The organism is Trichocoleus desertorum AS-A10 (assembly GCF_039962155.1).
GTDB lineage: Bacteria > Cyanobacteriota > Cyanobacteriia > FACHB-46 > FACHB-46 > Trichocoleus.
Genome location: NZ_JAMPKN010000017.1, coordinates 52,038 through 72,999, shown reverse-complemented (window position 1 = coordinate 72,999; position 20,962 = coordinate 52,038). Strand labels below are relative to the sequence as shown.

Annotated in this window: 11 protein-coding genes and 2 pseudogenes; 7 read left to right on the top strand and 6 right to left on the bottom strand. The window is 49.4% G+C overall.

The genetic code is table 11. The features are described from left to right. Positions 1 to 323 precede the first annotated feature (323 nt). From NDA01_RS19985 to NDA01_RS19970, 4 genes and pseudogenes are all read right to left on the bottom strand, one after another. Positions 324 to 1,358, bottom strand: a complete 1,035-nt coding sequence (locus tag NDA01_RS19985) for a chemotaxis protein CheB (RefSeq protein WP_348229334.1) — start codon at positions 1,356 to 1,358, stop codon at positions 324 to 326. 7 nt (positions 1,359 to 1,365) lie between these two features. Then, positions 1,366 to 5,574 carry a chemotaxis protein CheB gene (locus tag NDA01_RS19980; protein WP_348229333.1) on the bottom strand — a complete coding sequence of 1,403 codons (4,209 nt, stop codon included), beginning with the start codon at positions 5,572 to 5,574 and terminating at the stop codon, positions 1,366 to 1,368. Positions 5,575 to 5,708: 134 nt separating this feature from the next. Beyond that, a pseudogene (locus NDA01_RS19975) lies at positions 5,709 to 5,783 on the bottom strand (IS1 family transposase); the annotation flags it as partial. Positions 5,784 to 6,889: 1,106 nt separating this feature from the next. Next, the gene (locus tag NDA01_RS19970) at positions 6,890 to 7,432 is read right to left on the bottom strand and encodes a hypothetical protein (RefSeq protein WP_348229332.1); all 543 of its coding nucleotides are present in this window, start codon (positions 7,430 to 7,432) and stop codon (positions 6,890 to 6,892) included. Between the two features lie 373 nt (positions 7,433 to 7,805). On the opposite strand from NDA01_RS19970, the gene NDA01_RS19965 reads away from it, so the two are divergent. From NDA01_RS19965 to NDA01_RS19940, 7 genes and pseudogenes are all read left to right on the top strand, one after another. Beyond that, entirely contained in the window at positions 7,806 to 8,018 is a 213-nt protein-coding gene (locus NDA01_RS19965) for a hypothetical protein (RefSeq protein WP_348229331.1), read from the top strand. 489 nt (positions 8,019 to 8,507) lie between these two features. Further along, the gene (locus NDA01_RS19960) at positions 8,508 to 9,239 is read left to right on the top strand and encodes a Crp/Fnr family transcriptional regulator (protein ID WP_348229330.1); all 732 of its coding nucleotides are present in this window, start codon (positions 8,508 to 8,510) and stop codon (positions 9,237 to 9,239) included. Then, a complete protein-coding gene (locus NDA01_RS19955) occupies positions 9,236 to 9,652 on the top strand; it encodes a PleD family two-component system response regulator (protein WP_348229329.1) in 417 nt (138 codons plus the stop codon). Before NDA01_RS19960 ends, NDA01_RS19955 begins: the two co-directional genes overlap by 4 nt. 461 nt (positions 9,653 to 10,113) lie before the next feature. Continuing rightward, positions 10,114 to 12,120, top strand: coding sequence for an NACHT domain-containing protein (locus tag NDA01_RS19950; protein ID WP_348229328.1), 2,007 nt, complete (start codon positions 10,114 to 10,116; stop codon positions 12,118 to 12,120). A gap of 147 nt (positions 12,121 to 12,267) precedes the next feature. Beyond that, positions 12,268 to 12,681 (top strand): annotated as a pseudogene (locus tag NDA01_RS31945) (tyrosine-type recombinase/integrase); the annotation flags it as partial. An 84-nt stretch (positions 12,682 to 12,765) separates the two neighbouring features. Next, positions 12,766 to 14,421 carry an ISL3 family transposase gene (locus NDA01_RS19945; protein ID WP_431193469.1) on the top strand — a complete coding sequence of 552 codons (1,656 nt, stop codon included), beginning with the start codon at positions 12,766 to 12,768 and terminating at the stop codon, positions 14,419 to 14,421. Positions 14,422 to 14,505: 84 nt separating this feature from the next. Next, positions 14,506 to 14,637: a hypothetical protein gene (locus NDA01_RS19940; RefSeq protein ID WP_431193468.1), complete on the top strand. Its 132-nt coding sequence runs from the start codon at positions 14,506 to 14,508 to the stop codon at positions 14,635 to 14,637. A gap of 553 nt (positions 14,638 to 15,190) precedes the next feature. Here NDA01_RS19940 and NDA01_RS19935 read toward each other — a convergent pair. Then, positions 15,191 to 16,042 carry a pentapeptide repeat-containing protein gene (locus NDA01_RS19935; RefSeq protein ID WP_190558173.1) on the bottom strand — a complete coding sequence of 284 codons (852 nt, stop codon included), beginning with the start codon at positions 16,040 to 16,042 and terminating at the stop codon, positions 15,191 to 15,193. Positions 16,043 to 16,192: 150 nt separating this feature from the next. Beyond that, a complete protein-coding gene (locus tag NDA01_RS19930; protein WP_348229326.1) occupies positions 16,193 to 20,935 on the bottom strand; it encodes a diguanylate cyclase domain-containing protein in 4,743 nt (1,580 codons plus the stop codon). Positions 20,936 to 20,962: the final 27 nt, after the last annotated feature.

Here is a 20,962-nt window from a genome sequence, read left to right as displayed (position 1 = left end):
AAAAAATTTACGATTTAGCTGAAACATCCCAAGAAATGGTCATTTTCGGGCAAGTTGCTATTTTTCAAGTTTTTTTGCTGAATTCCTTACTGCTCAATTGTTCTAGCGATCGGATGGCACTTCGTTGCAGCTTCGCTACCTTTACCCCTAATTAGAAAACCAGTGCCCGGATTATACGGCCATGATGCTTAGGTTCCACAGAACCAGCAAATCTGACTTGCAAGAAAAACTTAAGAAGAAGCAATCTAGAAGTTGAATGAAGGTAGCAACCCAACGGCTACACTTCAAATGGGGCAGTTTCAATGAGGACGATCGCAATCAAATTACTCTGCTTCTTCTGCTTCAGCGATCGTGCGTTTTGTGGCGAAGCCATTGAGAATAATGCCTCGAATTAGCGATACTTCGGCATCTAGGTTGTTAGCGTGATCTTTATATTTGTTGGCTGCATTTTGTAGATTGTAAGTCTCCATCTGTGTAGCCATTTGACGTGAGAATGTCACCTTTTCTTCCATGGTTCGCACCGCCGACCACAGCGCATTCTCAAGATTCTGAGTTTGCTCTGCCAGGAACACATTCGCCGTAAAAGAGTGCCCGGTGTGACAGCGAAACCGCAACGGATAATCTTGACCAATTTGCCAAATACTGCCATTGCATTCAGGGCAGGTGTAGGTCGTGCGCGTACCGATCGCTTCGACATGCTCTAGAAACTCTTGAGTATTCATTTGCTGTTCGGCAATACTCGATTCAATTTTGATTTCTTCAGTCACGGGGTAGTTCTCCTCGGCGGCGGCGGGTTCTTGAGATAACTGCACGAGCAAGTCTGGAATTTCTGCGAGCCTTAAGCAGTGATCGACCTTCACATATCGCAGAGCACTCTTGGCCATGCTGGGATATTCGGTTTCCTGCGGGTCTTGGACGATCGCCACTCCGCCTCGTTTCTTGATCGCCTGCAATCCCACCGTGCCGTCATCGAGATAGCCCGTCAGGACCACACCGACTACTCTGGGGCCATAAGTCCGAGCGGCGGAACGAAATAGTACATCGATCGCCGGTCGAAATCGGTTTTCTTGCGGCCCGCGCACTACACGCATTGCTCCCTGATTAATCAACAGATGATGGTCGGGTGGTGCGATATAGATGCGTCCGGTTTGAATTGACTCTCCGTCGGTCGGGTGAGACGCCGGAAGCAAGCTCAGATCAGCCAAAATTTGCGGGAGAAGGCTAGGCTTGTCAGCAGCGAGGTGCTGAACGATGAAGATGGCTGCATTCAGATCAGCAGGCAACGCGCCTAAGATTGCGCCGAGGGCTTTGAGTCCGCCTGCCGAGGTGCCAATGACGACGATGTCATGTCCGGGCATAGATTCTTTACTCCTTGCTAACTCGTCCCGTGAGGTTTGCAATTACCTCAAGCAGGTAAGCTGGGTTGATGGGTTTAGCCACATGTATTTGGAATCCAGCCTCGATCGCTCGTTGTCGTTCGCGATCGCTCACATAGGCCGTAATTGCCGCTGCCGGAATTCGTCCTCCTGCTTCCGCATTTAGGGCTCTCACCTGATGAATGAGTGCAAAACCATCTTCATCCGGCATCCCAATATCGGCTAGAAGCGCATCATATCGCCCTGGAGATTCACCCAAAGCGGCGATCGCCGCCCGTGCCGAACGAACCGCAACCACGTCTACTCCAGCGTCTTCCAAAATGTACTGCACCAGCTCCAGAATGCTCACCTCATCATCAACAACTAGAATACATAAGCCTTCTAGAGAAGAAACCGCTTGATTGATAGTTGCCGAAGGCTCAAGGGCTGTTGGTGCTAACGCACTCGGCGGTGTAATTTCTACGGCACTTTTTTGGAGGGGCAGATGCACGATGAGGGTAGTTCCTTGCCTAATACCTGGACTCTCGGCTCGCACCCTCCCGCCGTGAAGCTCCACAAGCTGACGAACGATCGACAAGCCCAACCCCAACCCTTGCTTGCTTTTTGTCGTGCTGGAATCGCCTTGACGAAAGCGATCGAACACGTAAGGCAGCAGATCTGCTTGAATGCCTTGCCCCGTATCGCTAACTCGAATTTCAGCGCAGTCCTGCACAGGGGCTAGCGTCACTTCGATTCGTCCGCCTGCTGGCGTGAACTTAATGGCGTTTGTCAGCAGATTCCACAGCACTTGCTGCAAGCGATCAATGTCGCCTACCACGGTTAGCGAAGTAAGCTGGGAAGTGATTTGAATCGATTTTGCTTCAGCAGCGATTTGGACAGACTCGATCGCGATATTCACAACTGAAACCAGATCAAGCACCCGCATCTTGAGGTGCAGCTTGCCGCTAGTAATCCGAGAAATATCTAGGATATCTTCAATCAGTTGGGCTTGGGCTTGAGCGCTCCGCCCGATCGTTTCTAGGGCACGACTGAGCGTTGCTTCATCAAACTGACGAGTACTGAGCATTTTTGCCCAGCCCAGAATAGTCGTTAATGGGTTGCGAAGTTCATGCGACAGGTTGGACAAAAACTCATCCTTGGCTCGGCTAGCCGCCTCTGCATCTTGCCTGGCAGACTGTTCTTGGCTCAGAAGTTGCGCTCGCTCGGTTTCGAACTGCTTGCGATTGGTGATGTCTTCGATCGCCAGCAAAACCCGATGTGCGCCCCCGTCTTGAATAATTTTCCAACCATTGAGCAGCATCGTTTTTTGCCCAATCTGCTCAAAATGATGCTCCATCTCGAAGTTGTGTAGGGTCGTGTCGTTGGCAAGAATATCTTCTAATAGCGATCGCAGTCCAGGAATATTCCACTGCCCATTACCCAACTCAAAGATCAGCGACTGTGCAGTGTCACTCGGATCAACCTGAAACGTTTCATAGAACGAGCGATTGGCGGTATTCACCCGTAAATCTGACTCCAGTACCAGCAGCGGCACTTGCACCGTTTCCACGATCGCTTCTGCGTAGTTACGAGCGGCTTCGAGTGTGGCGGCACTGCGCTTGAGCGCATCAATATCAAGCAGCACCAGCACTACGCCATCAATCTGATTTTCGATCGTGCGATATGGACGAATGCGGAGCATATACCAATGCCCGCCCTGCGTTTGGACTTCGAGTTCCTTGACGCTCAGCGTTTCGAGAACCTCTACAATCAGTGGCTCTAAATCTGGAATGTTCAAATTTGCGCGGATATCACTGAAGGGTCGCCCAGCATCGCTGGTGATGAAATTGAATAGCCGCTGCGCCATGGGTGTGAAGCGACGAATCCGTAAGTCGTTGGTTAGCATCAAGATGGGGATGTTAATGCTACTGAGCAAATTGGTGAGGTCGTTGTTGACCTGATGCAGTTCTGTATTGCGGCTACGGAGTTCTTCATTGGTGGTATTGAGTTCTTCATTCGTGGCTTGAATTTCTTCTTTGGCCGTTTCTAATTCCTCATTCGTGCTTTGCAGCTCCTCATTGCTCGACAAAATTTCTTCATTGGCGACTTTGAGGTCTTGATTGGTGTGCTCCTGCTCTTGAATGACGGACTGCAAATACTCTTGAGTTGCGGCTCGTTCCTCATTAGCGACGGCAAGTTCTCGCCCCAGGCGCACAATCTCTTGCTCTAATTCGCCTTGCGAACGCTCGAGATCAACAGGACTCAGACTGTGAGTGAGCACTGGAGCGTCTTCAAATAGCACCAAAAAGCGGCGCTCTTCGATGACTGGAACCCTAAAGGGAATGACTTGAAGATTAACGATTCTGGAGTGCTCGCCCTCTACAAGGCGCAGTCCGTTCTTGATCACAGATTCTTCTCGCCGCTGTGCCTGATAGATGGCGGCTCGTAGCTCGACCAGTAGGCCATTTCTAACCAGATTGAACAGATTAAAATTTACGGCTCCAGAAACCAGACGCAAGTAGCGATCGATCTCGCCGCGCAGTTGCAGCACCTGCATCTTGTCGTTGATCACTACACCAATGGGAGCATAACGAGCGGCAATTAGCTGGTCGATTTTGTGCTGTAAATCAAATCCTTCTGAGGGAACGGGCGCGGGCGAAGGATGGCTCACTCGAGAGATTGGGGCATTGCTAGGGGTAAATGAAAATGGCAAGCGAGTCGTGGCAATCTGCTTGGCGTAAATTCTATATTTTTTCTCAACTAAAGTGAATAAGTTTGAAAATTGACCCACACTTTCTGACGTGCCAAGCAGCAAAAAACCATTGGGGCTGAGGCTGTAATGGAAAGTGGACATGATCCGCTTTTGCAGCGCTTCACCAAAATAGATCAGCACATTGCGGCAGGTAATCAGATCTACATTAGAAAAGGGCGGATCGCTGCCTAAATTTTGACGAGCAAACACGCACAGCTCTCGCACTGCCTTGTTAATTTGGAAGCCGCCCCCCTCAAGGACATGAAAAAAGTGGCGGCGACGCTCTGGCGATACCTCCACCATCTGAGTGTCCTGGTAGATACCTAATCGCGCTTTGTCGATCGCCTGTTCGCTGATGTCGGTCGCGAAAATTTGGATCGGTGGCTGAGTGGCTTTGTCTGCTAAAAACTCCAGTAGGCTGATAGCGATCGAGTAAACTTCCTCACCCGTGGAGCAGCCCGCTACCCAAATCCGAATCGGAAATTCTGTTGACTTGTTTTGCGTAATTGTAGGAAAGACCTGAGTTTTAAGCAGTTCAAAGGCGTCCGGATCACGGAAGAAGCTGGTGACGTGAATCAGAATTTCTTCATACAGCGCCTTGACTTCGTTCGGATGGGCTTGCAGGTAGGTTGCGTAGTCCTCCAGCTGATGGAGCTTATAGAGCAGCATTCGCCGTTGAATGCGGCGACCGAGGGTGTTGGGCTTATAGCGGCTAAAATCAACGCCCGTACCCGCTCGTAGCAGGGCACAAATGGTCGCTAAGGCATCTTTAGATTCGGGCGATTCCTCCGTAGCGAGCGACGGCAACGGATGAACCCACAGTGGATTTTGACTGAGATTCGTAAGTTCTTCGGCAATTTTTGCAGGCGGTAACACAAAATCGACGCTGCCCGTCGCGACGGCAGTGTTGGGCATCCCGTTGAACTGAGCGGAGCCTTCACACTGAGCAAACGTCACGCCTCCAGCCGCCTTAATGGCCTTCAGCCCCTGAGAACCGTCACCATCGGTTCCCGACAGGATGATCGCGATTGCTTTGTGGCCGCGATCGGTAGCCAGTGAAGTAAAAAAGGTATCTCCTGGCAGATACTTACCTGCTGTCTTCTCGCGAGGCGACAGGCGCAGTATATCGTCCGAGAGCGTCATCTGGGTATTCGGCGGAATCACATAGACCGTGTTCGGCTTCACCTTCATGCCATTCTGCACCTCGTGCACAGGCATAGGGGTCTTTCTGGTAAGAATCTCAGTAAGCAAACTCTCATGCTCTGGCGACAAATGCTGAATGAACACAAAAGCCATGCCCGTATCGATGGGCAGACCGCTCAAGAGCTGCGTAAACGCTTCTAGCCCTCCCGCAGAGGCGGCAATGCCCACAATCGGAAAAGCAGCTTCAGTCGATCGCGGCATCCCGTTAAGCACACCGTCAACCGGGTCGAACATTGATTGCTGAGAAGATGAGTCAGAAGTCATAAAAATTCAGACACGAAGCTGTGGCAGCTAAGTTTGCGACATTAGAGTGGCGATTTCAATGGATCTGTATCAATGAAAATCGATGAGGATTTGCGGTGCAAGACTCTTAAGGATGAACGAATTGCTCACCACGATTTAGAGAAGGACAAGGTTTTTCGTACCAACCGAGACACCCGTTGTCTCAAGGTATTGGTGAATCGCTCAACGGAGCTGGCTTTTTGCCCGCTTTTGACCTACTCCTTTTGCACGATCGCCATTTTCATTCACTCCCTCTATTTTCTAATTTCAGCCTCCCTCCAGTTCCTTGATCGCCCAACCTCCAAACCAAGAAACTTTCCTCTCCCATTACATTGCTGCGATCGCTCCCGCTTTGCCCTCAGCCCAAAAACTGGCAAAAGGAATGAAATGCTGATTCTCTGGTTGCTCTATTGCATTCTCTGCCATCAATTGAACTCAACCCTCTCATTAGTCCATGTGACTTTGTAGAGCTTTGGGTCCGGCGAGATAGAGAGATCAGTGACCGTTATCCACCAGTGAAAATTTTGATGCTGCAAGCCAAAAAGACACGTCTGACCAAAGGTTGAACGGGCCGCCATTAAGATACTCTGAGGATTTGGATTTGAACTGATTGTGTCTTGTGGCATTGTTCTTGAGAAAGTACTCTGTGCACCCAGGCACTTGGGAAATCGTTGGTGTTGTTAATGAAGCTCTAGCTTGATACTGCTTCCAGGGAACAAATATCCTAGGCAATTCACTAGCGTGCATTACTTACCTAAGTCAGAACCGTTCGTCTTGAAGTGATGAGGCGGAAGGCGTCTTCTCAAGAGCAGGAACAGAGGCAACTACGTGCAAAGTTCTTAAACTGACCCACACCTTGTACTCATGTCTCATGCAAGTAATGCAAACTTGAGCCCCATGCTCTGCTAGAGCGATCGCTAAGCAAAAGGCTTCTTGCCTATGTTGGGCCTGGTATTTGCTGCAAAGGCGATAGATTTCTCTGTTCGAGCACATCCCTTCACAAACTTCGTTGTGATACCAAAACTTAAACAGTTGAACCAAGTCATGAGACAGCACGAGGGGGTACGTATCATACCTCTGAGTTTGTCTTTCAATCATTCTTCAAGATTTGCCAAAGTTCTATGATGGATGGCGACAGGATACGTATAAAAACCTGCAAGATGAGGCTCAATTGCTTACTAGTTGAGCATTTCAGCTTTTGTGACCTTGAGCTATTCCTTTGAAACCTTGCAATAGTACATGTTTGGCCAATCTTGGACTAAGTACTACTCAGAAGCCGCTAGTACAGACCCAATTTTCAGGCCTGCCTGCATCTCAATCCCTGTTTGAAGTGCAGCCGTTGGGTTGTTACCTTCATTCGACTTCTAAATTGCTTCTTCTTAAGTTTTTCTTGCAAATCAGATTTGCTAGTTCTATTGGACCTAAACACCGCGACTGTATCATCTGGGCTAATTTCAATAGGCTCTATCTTTTTAGAAGCAGCAATATTTTCAGAGAATTGGTCGAGTAGCTTTATTAATGCGTTTCTGTCAGTTCTTTTAGGAGATGAAAGAATTTTAGCGAATTCCTTAATGTTCCGTAGAAACATCAGCTCTGCTTTAACTAACTGGTGATTCTCTGCGTTCATCCGTGCCAACTCGTGGTTAGTTTCATGTAGCTCTTGTTCTACCGCTTGCAGCTCCCACGCTTGTTCATACAAATACTGTTGAAGAGAAGCAATCTGCTCACGCAACAACTCAATTTCATCTTGAGCTATTTCAAAAGCAAGTGTTTGATCCCCTGGCTCGCTGAATCGATTCTGATTAGAAGTGCCTGATTGGTCAGAATTGAGTAACTGCATTTTTCAGAAATGATTGATGAATGAAAAACAAATGGATCAGACATCTATTGACATTAAGTAACGCAGTTGATTTGGCGATCGCCATTTCTGTAGTGACAAAAAATTCAATCGGTACAGTCAGTAGGCAAGCTATCTAAAGTTTGAATCATTTCAATCTAATTGGTAGTTTTTCAATGTAAGTTATCTTGACATACTGCTGTTTAAGATCGTGTTTGAGTAAATGTTTTACTTGTGTATAAGTTATACAAGCCTCAGTAAAACATTCAAAAGTTGGAGACAATAGTTTGTTTATTTACCCAAAAAGGTACAAAACTTATCTAATGCCCTCTGGTTTATTAAAGAGTGTCAATCGTGAGCAAAAAGCTTTTTATTCATGAGTGAAACACTAATCGACAGACCTCGATTTCGCCTCAAGCAACGGGTTCGTTTTATGGGTGGAGAAGGCATTGTGCGAAATTACGAACCCGACTCTGGAACGTGGACGTACCTCATCGAGATGCCTTTGGGAACAGAACCTGAATTTGGCAGAGTGGGCGCAGAGACGAGGGTACTTCTCAGCGAGGTGGATTTGTGTGGAGCATACTAAATATTTGGAAAGAAATTTGCGATTGTTTAACCCGTGCGACCGAACTTAACAAGTGACCAACCGCTCGTACTAAGCTGGAGAAATGCTACTTTTTTCGATGTTGTTGATGCTCTAGCACTGCTTGCACCTTGATATTTCCCTGGTCAGCCTCGCCTTTGTATAGCAGACGAGAAAAAATGGTCGCGAAGGATCAACGGTCCCACTGACGGTGTTTGGTCTAGTTGCAGTAAGAGGACTGGACGAACGCAAAATCAGGCTTTTACAGCATCAACTGCTCCAGAAACAGTTAAGACTGGGACAGCTCAAGCTATTATGTGCCAAATTAAGGTGATTGCTGGAAGCTCCAAGCAGCAAGCTTTTCAGCCTTGACGACCATTTTTCTTCCATTGCTATACAAGGACGACCCTGCCTGTGACTGAAAGCGGTAGACTACTCATTCTGAGATGTGTTCTACAAAGAGCCTCTTCCGTACCCACCCTGAGGGCTTTTATGACCGCTGAAAATCAAATCCTGGCTGTGCTCTCAGCGGATGTACTCGATCGCCTGAAGCCTCATCTGAGCCGAGTCACCTTAGCGCTAGCTGAAGTCATTCACCGTCCTGGTGAGCCCTTATCTCATCTCTATTTCCCGATTGACTGTCTCTTCTCTATCACCCTCACCATGCAAAATGGAGCGACCGCAGAGGTCGGAATTGTGGGGAATCGGGACGTGTTGGGCATTAACGCCTTGATGGGCAATCGCGAAATGACTCAAACCGAGTACATGGTCCAAGGGGCAGGCAGCGCCCTGAAAATTGAGGCTCACGTCATGCAACAGGAGTTCAATCGCCATGGTGAACTGCACGACCTGCTTCTACGTTATAGCCAGGCATTTCTGGCGCAGGTCTCGCAAACGGCGGCCTGCAACTCACTCCACAAGCTAGAACAACGCCTACCACGTTGGCTCTTGGAAGTCCAAGAGCGAATTGACTCGGATCATCTGCCGCTGACGCAGGAGTTTATCTCGGTGATGCTGGGGGTGCGGCGTGCCGGGGTAACGCAGGTCGCCCAAAAGCTGCAAGAGCGAAAACTAATTCGATATCGGCGGGGAGATGTCCAAATCCTCAATCAGGGTGGGCTAGAAGCTTCTGCTTGCGAATGCTTCAAAAGAACCAAGGCGGAATACGATCGCTTGTTGGGTAAAAAAAACGTCACCTCATTGCACTTTGCATCATTTCAATGACTCTTAGCCAAAACGATGAATCCACGAGCCGTCCATCCCGGCGAATTTTTGTCTTTGAACCGGATGATGAGGTTCGACCTTTGCTGAAGCAAAACCTCCAGGCCTGGGGCTATCAAGTCACCTTAGCAATCGATGAAGCCGACGCTCTGCAACGAGTGCAAGGAGGCCGCGATCGCTTTGACCTGATCTTGCTCAATCAATACAACCAATCGATCGAGCATTCTATCGCCATTGGGCAGCAGATTCGCCAACACACGGTTCTCGATAGCCGGGCTCCAATTGTCATCTTGGCAGAGCGTTATGGGCCAGACCTTGAAGGTCAAGACATGCAGGTGGGTGACAATGAGTATGTGTCTTATCTGGAAGATGGGCAACAGTTGAGGCTAATGCTTCAACGATTGTGCCCAGTCTAATCGCCAACTATTTAGTTTGTTATGCTGGAAGAGGCGATCGCAATCGTTACCTAAGCCTTAGGTAGTCCTAGAGTAGACTTGTGAAGCATTTCACCACTACCCATGAAACCTCCAACATCTCTGCTGAGGTCTTTAGCGAGTGGGACGCAAGTAGGTCGGGAGATTCTAGAACAATCGCTTGTGGGTACTGATTTAATCCCTGATTTTCCTGATTGAATGAAGGGCATCTCATTAAGAAGTCACGATCGCGCCTCTGGGTATGTAGAGGAGTGATCGTTTTTTTGTCGTTTTAGAGGGCTATTACTCAACACTTGCGACTGTATTCAAGGGCCTTTTCCTAAAAGAATCTTTTAGGAAAAGGCAAATTCAGTCAGGTGGTGGATCACTAGCACGAAGAAAAATTGTAAGTTCATGGGGGTGGGTAGATAAATTCTTGAGGTGAAGGCCAAAGGGTTGATCTCATGGTCAAGCGATCGCTCCAGGCATCTTTGCCCGGAATTCAACAAGCCAAACAGGCTTTTGCCCTAAAGGGATGGACGCAAGAAAACCTGGCGGGGGAAGTTGGCTTAAAGACGCGCCAATCCGTCTGGCGGTTTTTTACTGGGCAGCCGATTGAGCGTCAGGTTTTCCAAGAACTTTGTTTGGTTTTGGATCTCGATTGGCGAGAAGTTGCGGTTGATCCTCCCGCAGAATTTCCGAATGACAAAACTGAGAGCGTTGCGATCGCAGACATTAGTACACTGGTACGACAGGTGCGATCGCAGCGTCAGGACAAAATTCAGGAGCAGTGCGGTATTTTACAGCTATTAGACATGAGCCGCCCTGTCAAAATTGACGACATTTATATTGATGCCAACATCCTGGAGGAGATTCCGAGTCAGCAGTGGCTGGAGTTGGCTGATTTGCAGCACTCTACGCCCCAAGAATTTGATCGAGTTGGCTTGGGGGAAGTCGCTCAAATCCAGATTGAGGGTGTCCAAGCTGTCGAAATTTACTCAAAGCTGCGGGTGCTGGGAAAGCTAGGTGCGGGTAAAACAACTTTTTTGCAACATTTGGCGATTCGGTGCAACCAAGGCTGCTTTGCTGCCAATCGAGTTCCAGTTTTCGTCGGCTTGAGAGATTTTGCGGACGAGTCCATAACAGGCGAGTTTAGCTTGCTGAACTATATCCAGGAAGAATTTCTCACTTCAGGTCTTTCAGATTCGTCCATCCTTGAAACCTTATTGCGTGAGGGCAGAGTATTGCTGCTGCTCGACGGCTTAGATGAAGTCCTCCATCAAGCGCGCAAAGCGGTGGTTAAAGAGATTCGCAGACTTTCTGAAAAGTATCAGAAGAATCTGTTTGTAGTCACTTGCCGCACCACGACGAGAGCGGTTAATCTCGGACGCTTTACAGATGTGGCGATCGCTCCGTTTACGCAAGAGCAAATTGTGGCTTTTGCTCAAAAGTGGTTTACAACTCTATCGAAGACAACGACTCAAGCTGGTCAAAACCAAGCAGCTCAGTTTGTTGAAGAACTCAATTTACCTGAAAATTTGCCCTTTCGGAGACTGACGGTGACGCCGCTGTTTCTTCACCTCGCTTGTTGGGTGTTTCATCATCGGGGCAGGTTTCCCATAAAGCGATCGGAGTTTTACAAGCAATGTTTAGATCTTCTACTCGGCCAATGGGACGAAACTAGAGGCATCGAGCGCGACGAAATCTATCACGGTTTTTCATTGGTTCAGAAGCTCAAGCTGCTGAGTCAAATTGCCTCCATTACGTTTGAGCAAGGAGATTACTTTTTTGCGCAACAAGTTGTTGAACAACAAATTAGTGACTACATCCAAGCGTTGCCGAATGCTGCGCTCGAACTAGAGGAATTGCAGCTAGAAAGTCAAGGCATCCTCAAGGCGATCGAGCTACAGCATGGCGTGTTAGTAGAACGAGGGCAAGGAATTTTCTCCTTCTGTGATCAAGCTTTTCAAGAATATTTGATGGCTCGAAACATTGTTGCGAGTCACAATCTACAAGCTTCTAATCGCTCGTTAGAATGGCTTGTCAGTCACATCACTGAACCACGTTGGCGAGAAGTTTTTTTGTTAACCGTTGCGATGCTGCGGAGTGCAGATTCCCTCTTGCAGTTGATGAAGCAGCACATTGACGCGATCGTAGCTGACGATCCTTACTTGCAAGAGTTTTTAGCTTCGGTCAGCCAGAAGTCGCTGACCGCTCCTCCCCAGCCTGCTGCAATGATCGCCCAGTATTGCCACACTCAGCGGGATTGGCACTTTAGCTTAGAACAGCAAGAAAAATTGCAGCAGTACTACAATGCCAACCAATTGTTGCTTGATTGCCTGAATAGCAACTGTGACGTGACAGCTACCGTGCGGCAGGAGATTGAAGCTACTTTATTATTGCCTTACCAAGAACTGGAGGAGCGGGAATGGAACGAATTAAGTAAAACTTATCGATTAACGACAGAATGAGGGTTTCAGCCTTTTTGGGAAGAGAGCGATCGATAAGCTGGAGTTAACTGCTTCGCTCGGTTTGGATGTAACAACGGTGCATCAATAGTTTGACTGCTTTACCTGAAGAAATTAGGATTACTTCGGGTAACTGTTGAGGCTGCTGGAGTGAAAGTAGACGGTCACGGTCAAGCCAAAGTTTTGACATCTGATGAAATTGGAAAATTGTTCGAGGCGTTTGAAGGCGATCGCGATCGTGCCCTCTTCGGCATCTGCCTCTACACGGGTTGTCGTATCAGTGAAGCCTGCTCAATGCTCACCACCGATGCTTATGATGCAGCAGGTGTAAGGGCAAAGATGACGCTTCGTAAGGCCAACACGAAGGGGAAGCAGGAGACGCGGCAGATTCCGATCAATTTGGTTCTAAAAGGATACCTGGAAACATATCGGGTGGGTGCGGGCAAGCAGTATCTCTTTCCCGGACGGCACGGGCGCGGACACATCAATCCCAAGTCAGCGGATGAGATTCTTAGGGAGACGTGCGATCGCTTGGGGTTAGTGGGAGTTAGCACTCACAGTTTTAGACGAACTGCTTTGGGCTCTTCCGAGCTTTTGGTGATCCTACGACATGATCGAGATATCCCTTGTCTTAGGTTTTCAGAGGTCGTGCAACTCCTTCAACATTTTCTGCCAGACACCCAACACATTCGGCTAAAGCATTGGCATCTGAATGTAGCGGATGCCCATTTGCAGGCCACCGTTGCTTCTACACAAACGACTGCTTCATGCCCAGTTTGCAGGAGTTTGAGCAGTCGTGTTCATAGCCGTTATCAGCGAACATTACAGGATTTGACCTTAGCTCAATATCGCCTCACTCTTCAACTCAAAGTCCGTAAATTCTTCTGCCGCAATTCAGCTTGCATCCGGCGGATTTTCACGGAACGGATTCCAAAGATTGCAGCTCCTTGGGCCAGAAAAACCGCTCGCTTAGTCCAAAGGTTGCAGAGCATTGGTTTAGCTTTAGGCGGGGCCGCAGGAACACATCTAGTTGAGCAACTTGGCTATCAGGCTTGTGGCAGCACGCTATTGAACCATCTGAAACAGTTGCCCTTGCCCCACTTTGAGGTGCCCAAACTGCTGGGTGTAGATGATTTTGCTTTTCGTCGGGGACGGCAATACGGCACCATCCTGGTTGATCTAGAGCAGCATCAACCCATCGCTCTACTCGGAGATCGTAAAGCCGAAACCTTAGCAGATTGGTTGTTACAGCATCCGGGGGTAGAGGTTTTGTCCCGGGACCGTTCCAAGGTCTACCGCAGTGGCATGAACCAAGGTGCACCCAATGCTTTGCAGGTGGCTGACCGATTTCACCTCGTGCAAAACTTAGTTGAGACTCTGGAAAAGGTGCTCAGCAGCTATAGCGCTGAGCTCAAAGCCATTGAGCAACAGCAGCGCCCGCCTGCGACTGCCCCTGAAGTAGTCATCATCAGGGCTAAGCCCACCGCAACGGCAAAGGCTCAAGCTCGCTTCCAGGCAGCTCATGGAAAACGGGTTGAGCAACAACAGCAGGTCAAAAAGTTGCATCAGCAACAATGGTCTCAAATCGCCATTGCCCAAGCCGTCGGAGTCAGTGTAAGAACTGTGAGACGTTACCTGAGGCTACCAGACTTACCTGCCACCTTGCCGCATCGCAAATCGTTTGGCAGAAGTGTCCTGGACCCTTACAAACCGATGCTCTTGAAGTGGTGGAATGGAGGCATCAGGCAACCGACGTTGCTGGTCAACTTACTCCAGCAGCAGGGATACCAGGGCAGTGAGCGGACGCTGACTCGCTACATTAGTCAACTGCGTCAGGCTCAGGGTCTGCCTACCAAACCAGGCCATTCCCCTCAAAGCTCAGTGAAAGTGGTTGATCCGCAGTCTCCGCCCTTGACGGCCCGTCGAGCCAGCTACTTGATTGTGAAGCGACAGGAGAATCGAGCGCGTGCGGACCAGGAACTCATGCAGCAGGTAGTCGCACAGCATCCAGACCTAGCCATTGCAGTGGAGTTAGCAGATGAATTCTTACGAATGCTGCGTCAGCGTCAAGGAGAAGCATTGGAAGCTTGGCTGATGAAGGCGCTCAAAAGCTCATTCAAGCCTTTCCAAAGCTTTGCAGCAGGTCTTTTGGATGACTATGCGGCTGTCAAAGCGAGCATGATGTCGAATGTGAGTAATGGTCCCGTCGAAGGGTTAAACAACCGATTGAAGCTACTGAAACGGCAAATGTATGGACGAGCGGGATTAGAATTACTCAGCAAACGCTTCATCCTGGCATCCTAACTCAGTCGTTAGGGTGCAACGAATCTCAGTCTCCCAACATATCCTTGATCACCAAAAGCTCGGAAGAGCCCTGCTTTGACCCAGATGAGTAGTTCTGGGGTGCCGCTGCGGGTGATTCAGGAAATATCCGGGCACCGCAGCTTGCAGGCGCTTCAACGGTATTTAGAGGTTACGGAGATACAGATGGAGGGGGCGATCGCGGCTCTTAGCTTTTGAGTTGTGATTGTCTGGAATTTTGGCTCACCGACTGAGCCACATCTAGCAAAGGCATGCTCAGAAAATCATGTTTGAAATCAGAAAACCCCTAAGATTCCTATCTTTCTGGCGGAATGCTGATGATACTAAGCGCCGCTGAAATAGGGGGTTTTCCCGTAATTCCTGTTTTGTTCTTCCAGTCAGGATACAAAATAACCCTGGAAACCTCGACCTGCCAACCAGCAAATTGTAAAGTGGCTTAGTTTGTCGAGTAGGGAGGAGTCCTCCCTACTCGACAAACTAAGCCTCATTGATTGGTTCAACCCAGTCTGATAGTTCAACCGTCTCTCTAGACTTACCAGGAAACTTCTTGAAGATTTCAAGTCTAATTAGAAAATCACCCATAACATTCCTTGAGTTATTGCGTCTCTCGGGCAACTACTCGACCTCCGCAAGCCTATTAACAGAAGCGACAAGTTACTCGACTGATGAGCAAATTTGGAAAGCATTTACACTCCCTTAAGTGAGCGACTGATTTTTACATGAGTCGTTGCCAGCCCCCAGTTCCACCCTTTCAAGCCGAAAGTAACTCGTCCTCACAGTGGGCTCCTCGGGTCAGGGGAGTAAAGTCTGACGGAAACTGGGTAGCTTCGTCATAGATTGCTTGCTGAAAATCTGCCTCTGCTAACTCAGCACCCTGCAAATTAGCTCCCTTTAAGGTGGCAGCTCGCAGACTGGCCCGGATCAAACTGGCCGCTCGTAATTGCGCTTCGTTGAGGTTGGCAGCATTCAGGTTGGCTCCGCGCAAATTAGCCCCACTGAGCTTGGCCTCGCTTAAGTTAATTCCGTTAAGGTCTATGCCACTCAAATCCACGCCGTTCAAGTAAGCTTGGCTCAGCTTGATGCCATTTAAGCTCGCCCCGCTTAAGTTGGCTCCGCTCAATCTGGCACCACTCAAGTTGGCCCAATTGAGGTTCGCTCCGCTCAGGTTAGCTGAGCGCAAGTTGATGCCGCGTAGGTCGGCACTACACAAGTTCACCCCTTGCAAGTTGGCAGCGCTTAAGTTGACCCCAGCCAGATTTGCGCCGCTTAACTTGGCATGACTCAAATTAGCTTTGACGAGAAATGCTCCTTTGAGATTCACTTTGGTTAAATCTGCCTCAGCCAAATTGGTAGATCCCAGTTTGGTAAAGCTCAGGTTGGCTCCATACAAAAAAGCTTGACCTAGGTTGGCAGATGTAAGTAAGGCCCGACTGAGATTAACGCTTGGGAGATAAGCCGAGCCTAGATTGATGGCCACTAAGTTAGCAGCGGAGAGGTTAATTCCAGCTAGACTAGCGCCGGCAAGATTGAGCCGACTCAGGTTAGCGGCTTGAAAGTCCCGCTCGCCTTCTAAGTACCGATGCAGGAGCTCATAGTCATACATCTGCTGTACCTCCTAGGATTTGCACAACCTCCATTTAGTCTTAGAGTTCCCACTCCTGTTTAAGGCAAATAGCTTGTATAAAAATTTACATCTACTTTTGCCAAGCCAGTGATTGTAGACTTTAGAGATCGCCCCAAGCTCATTGACCTCTTAAAAAAGGAGAGACTGGAAAACAATGGAATTACGACCTTGAGCTTTGGCTCGATACAGTGCTTGATCCGTGGTGGCAATTAACATTTCTGGAGAGGTGGCATAGGTAGGAGTGGTGCTAGATACCCCGACACTCAAAGTCACGTACTGGCTAACCTGAGAGTTGCCATGGGGAATCTGTAACGCTTGAACCGCGGCTTGGATTTTCTCTGCCACTCGGACCGCTCCTTCAGGCGAGGTATTGGGCAAAATGATGGCAAATTCCTCGCCCCCATAGCGGGCCACTAAATCGCTGGAGCGGCTAATGGTAACGCGAATCGCTTGAGCGACTGCTTGGAGACAGCGATCGCCGGCGGGATGACCATAGGCATCGTTGTAGGTCTTGAAAAAGTCGATGTCACATAGAATCAGGGATAAGGGCAAGCTGGCCCGCTCCAACTGCTGCCATTCCCGGCTGAGAAATGCATCAAAACATCGTCGATTCGCCAGCTGAGTCAGACCATCGGAAGTCGCGAGTTGTTCTAACTGTTGATACATCTCCGACTGTTGAATGGCGATCGCAGCTTGAGTTGCCAATTGGCTGAGCAAACTGATTTCGATTTGCTGCCAGGACCGAGGGCTCTGGCAGTGATGAGCAATTAGCAATCCCCATAACTGTTCGCCTTGCAAAATGGGCACGACCAAGTTAGCCCTGACTTGGAATTGGACTAACAAATCTAGATGGCACTGACTTAAGTCGGCTTCATAGATATCAGCGATCGCGCGGGTTCTCCCTTGCTGATAGTACGAAACGTAAGTGTTTCTGAAGCAGGGTTCGTCAATCGTGGTTTTCAAAATTGGCCGACAACCCTCTGCCACCGCTTCCATCGTCACAACTCCGCTCCAGTCTGGCTTGAAGCGGTAAACGATGACTCTATCTGTCTGCAAGAAGTTGCGAACTTCCTGCACCGTGGTGTTTAAGATTTCATCCAAGTTAAGAGATTGGCGAAGCCGTTGGGAAATTTCTGAAACCAGGCGTTCCCAGCGGGTCTGCTGCCGGACCATCTCCTCAATTTGCTTGTGTTCAATACAATGAGCCATCCCCTCCGCTAGGACAGCTAGCTGAGTCAGGACGGTATCGGCCAGGGATTGACGAGCAAACAGAGCCATGACACCTACCACCCGATTGTGAGCGATTAAGGGATAGCCCGCGAAAGCCACTAAGTTTTCTCGCTGGGCCCATTCTGGGTCGCTGATTTCAGCATCGTTCAGCACGTCGTTGGTTAGGTGTGGCTGACCCGTTTTGGCAATCCGACCAATCTTGAGGTGGCCCATCCGAATTAAGCTATGAGGACCATCTAGATGAGTGTATAAACCTGCGCTGGCTTGGAGTCTGAGTACGTCACTCTCTTCATCTGGGATGATCCAGATCCGGGCAAAAGCCACATCCAGATGTTGAACCAGCATCTCAACGCATTGCTGCAAAATCACTGGCAGTTTGTCACTTTTACCGAGGGCAGCGCTCACTTGAGCGGCGAAGACTGCGAGATGCGCTTGCTCAACTAGAACCTCTTCGGAGCGTTTACAAAGTGTGATCTCTCTTTCAAGGAGTTGGTTGGTGAGTTCAACCTTCTGAGCCTGCCTGAGTTTTTCCTCCAATTGGCTGTGGTTGATTCGATGACGATGAAACTCTAGTTTCGTCACGACCTGCTGGGCGAGAATCCTGAGGGCCTCTTGCTGCTCGAAGCTCAACTCTCGAGGGATGTAGTCAATGATGCACAGCGTCCCTAAGGCAAACCCGTCTGCTGTGAGCAAAGGAGCGCCCGCATAAAACCGAATGTGGGGTTCCTGGGTAACCAGGGGATTTTTAGCAAATCGTCGATCCCCTAACGCATCTGGAACCATCAACAGCTGGTTGTGCAAAATGGCATGGTTGCAAAAAGCCATCTCCCGGGGCGTTTCAGTGATGGTTAAGCCCACTTTTGATTTGAACCATTGCCGCTTGTCATCCAGTAAACTAATCAAAGCAATCGGACTTTGACAAATTTGGGCCGCTAAGCGAGTTAAGTCATCAAAGTCAGCTTCGGGAGCCGTATCCAGAATCTGATATTGATAGAGAGCTTCGAGGCGTTGGCGCTCATTTTCAGGGTAGGGCACTGGCAGCACGGGCTGACTCGTCTCTTTCAGCATTGACTGGCTTGCCAGTTGCTCCAAGGTGCGCCGTACATAAAATTGCGTGGCAGCTTCTGTGGTCAGCGGCGGGCTGAATAAGTAACCTTGGATGGCATCACACTTGACTGAACGTAAAAACTCTAGCTGTTGAGAGGTCTCAATTCCCTCTGCAATCACCTCGAGCCCTAATCCATGCCCCAGGGCAATGATGGCATTCACAATGGAGGCATCTGTATGACTATGCGTGACATCTTGAATGAAGGATTGGTCGATTTTCAGCGTGCTCAGGGGGAAGCGCTTGAGGGCGCTGAACGAAGAGTACCCCGTGCCAAAATCATCAATGGAGATGTGGACCCCGATTTCGCGGAGTTGCTGGAGGAGGGAAATTGTAAAATCCACATCCTGCACAACTGTCGTTTCTGTAATTTCTATTTCTAGGTACTGAGGCTCCAGCTCTGTCTCTGTAAGAATTTCAGCAATGGTTTGCACTAAATTCTGTTGTTGGAACTGTCGAGCCGAGAGATTCACCGCGATCCGCAAAGGTGCTAAACCCGCTAATTGCCAGGCCCGATTTTGAGCACAAGCGGTGCGGAGGACCCACTCTCCAATCGAGATAATCAGTCCGGTTTCTTCTGCGAGCGGAATAAATCGACTGGGAGGAATGGCTCCGAGGTCGGGGTGCTGCCAGCGCAGCAAAGCTTCCATTCCAATGAGTTGGTCACTGTCTAGAGAGATTTGAGGTTGATAATGTAGGACAAACTGTTCTCGATCTAACGCTTTGTAGAGGCTATTTTCTAACACCAACTGCTCCAGAGCCTTGGTGTTCATCAGAGTGTCGTAGAGCTGGCAATTATTCTTGCCCTGTTGCTTAGCATGGTACATCGCCGTGTCGGCGTGCTTCAGCAAAGTCTGGGCATCTTCTCCATCGTAGGGCGCAAAAGCAACGCCAATACTAGCGGTGAGATGCAGGTCCTGATGGTTAGAGGTAAAGGGAGTATTGATGGCACTGAGAATGCGTTGAGCAACCTCCAGGACATCTTCTGCACATCGAATTTCGGTCATCAGAACGGCAAATTCATCGCCTCCCCAACGAGCGATCGTATCTACCTCAGGCAGGCAATCGCTGAGCCGCTGGGCGGCTTCTTGCAAGACCCGGTCGCCAATGGTATGACCCAGCGAGTCGTTGATTGTTTTGAAGCGATCGAGGTCGAGTAGGGCGACTGCAATCATTCTCCCCTGATCGTTAGCGTGGGCCAGAGCCAGGGAAAGTCGCTCATGGAGCAATAAGCGATTGGGCAAACCAGTGAGGTGGTCATGGGAGGCTTGGTGGCGCAGCATTGCGTCTACTCGCCTTTGCATGACAGCAATATAAAATTGATTGCCGAGTGCTTGTGCTAGCTTCAGTTCCCCCGAACTCCAAGGCAGAGTTTGCCCAGGTTTGATTTCTCGCCAAGCTTGAAACGATTGCCGAGGGCGAAGATTCCGCTGGTCTGGATCAAGCTGGCCTGCCCACAGCGTTTCAGTCTCAATTTCATCGCGGAAAATGCTCAGGTATCCCACCCGCTGTTGCTGATATTGCAGGGGGACGATCAGGATTGACCGAATCGAGGTGGACTGAAAAGCTGGGAGTAGGGACTCCCGTGCCGGTGCTTGATAGAGATCAACAATGGTGTAAGCCGAGGAGAAACCATCATTTTGAGAGTCAGTGAAGGTTGAATTCGGGTGTGAGCCGCCCACCATCTGTTGCCAGAGCGCAGTTTCTTCCATCTGGAAGGGAGCCGGCTGCGTCCCCCAAGCATAGAGCTGACTAGCTTGGCCCATCTCATTCCTAGAGATGTAGAGCCGTCCCCCGGAGCCTCGGAGAGCCTGAATAGCCTGCTCTAAAATCGCCTGGTTCACCGCTTCCGAGTTCAATGAGGAATGAATGAAGCCACTGATGCGGCTCAGGACTGCCTCGTGAACCGCTTGTTGTTGGGCTTGGCTGAGCAGATAAGCTTGATCGATCGCGATGGAAACTTGATCCACGAGGAGTTGAACCACGCGCAACTCCCGTTCTGAAAACGAGCGAGGTTCCGTATCGTGAGAGACGAGCAGGCCCCAAAGTTGATTTTGATGCAGAATCGGTACGGTTAAAGAAGAGTTCACCCCCATCGCCCTGAGGTACTGAATATGGCATGGGTCTACAGGTGCACAGCGAACGTCTTCTATCAGTCGTGGTTCTCCAGTTTTGGGGCTATCTAATTGATTCATCACCTTCCGGTGGGAAGCCACATCCACAATCACGCGCTGACGCGCCTTGAGGAACATTTCGCGAGCCACCGTAGGAATATCGCTGGCGGGAAAATGTAAGCCCAGTAAAGAAGGGAGACGATGATCGTCAATGGCTTCTGCGACTACTTGACCGTGACCATCCGGGTGGAATTGATAGATCTTGATGCGAGCCGTGCCCAAAAAGAAACCAATCTCTTGCACCGTTGTGGTCAAGATCTCTTTAAGTTCCAGAGACTGACGAATTCTGTCTGTAATTCGCTGAAGCAGTCCTTCCTGCTCAACATGTTGCAGACTTTTTGGTTGCTCGTCTTTGTTATCCAACTGATTTCGCCTTGTTAATCTAAAAAC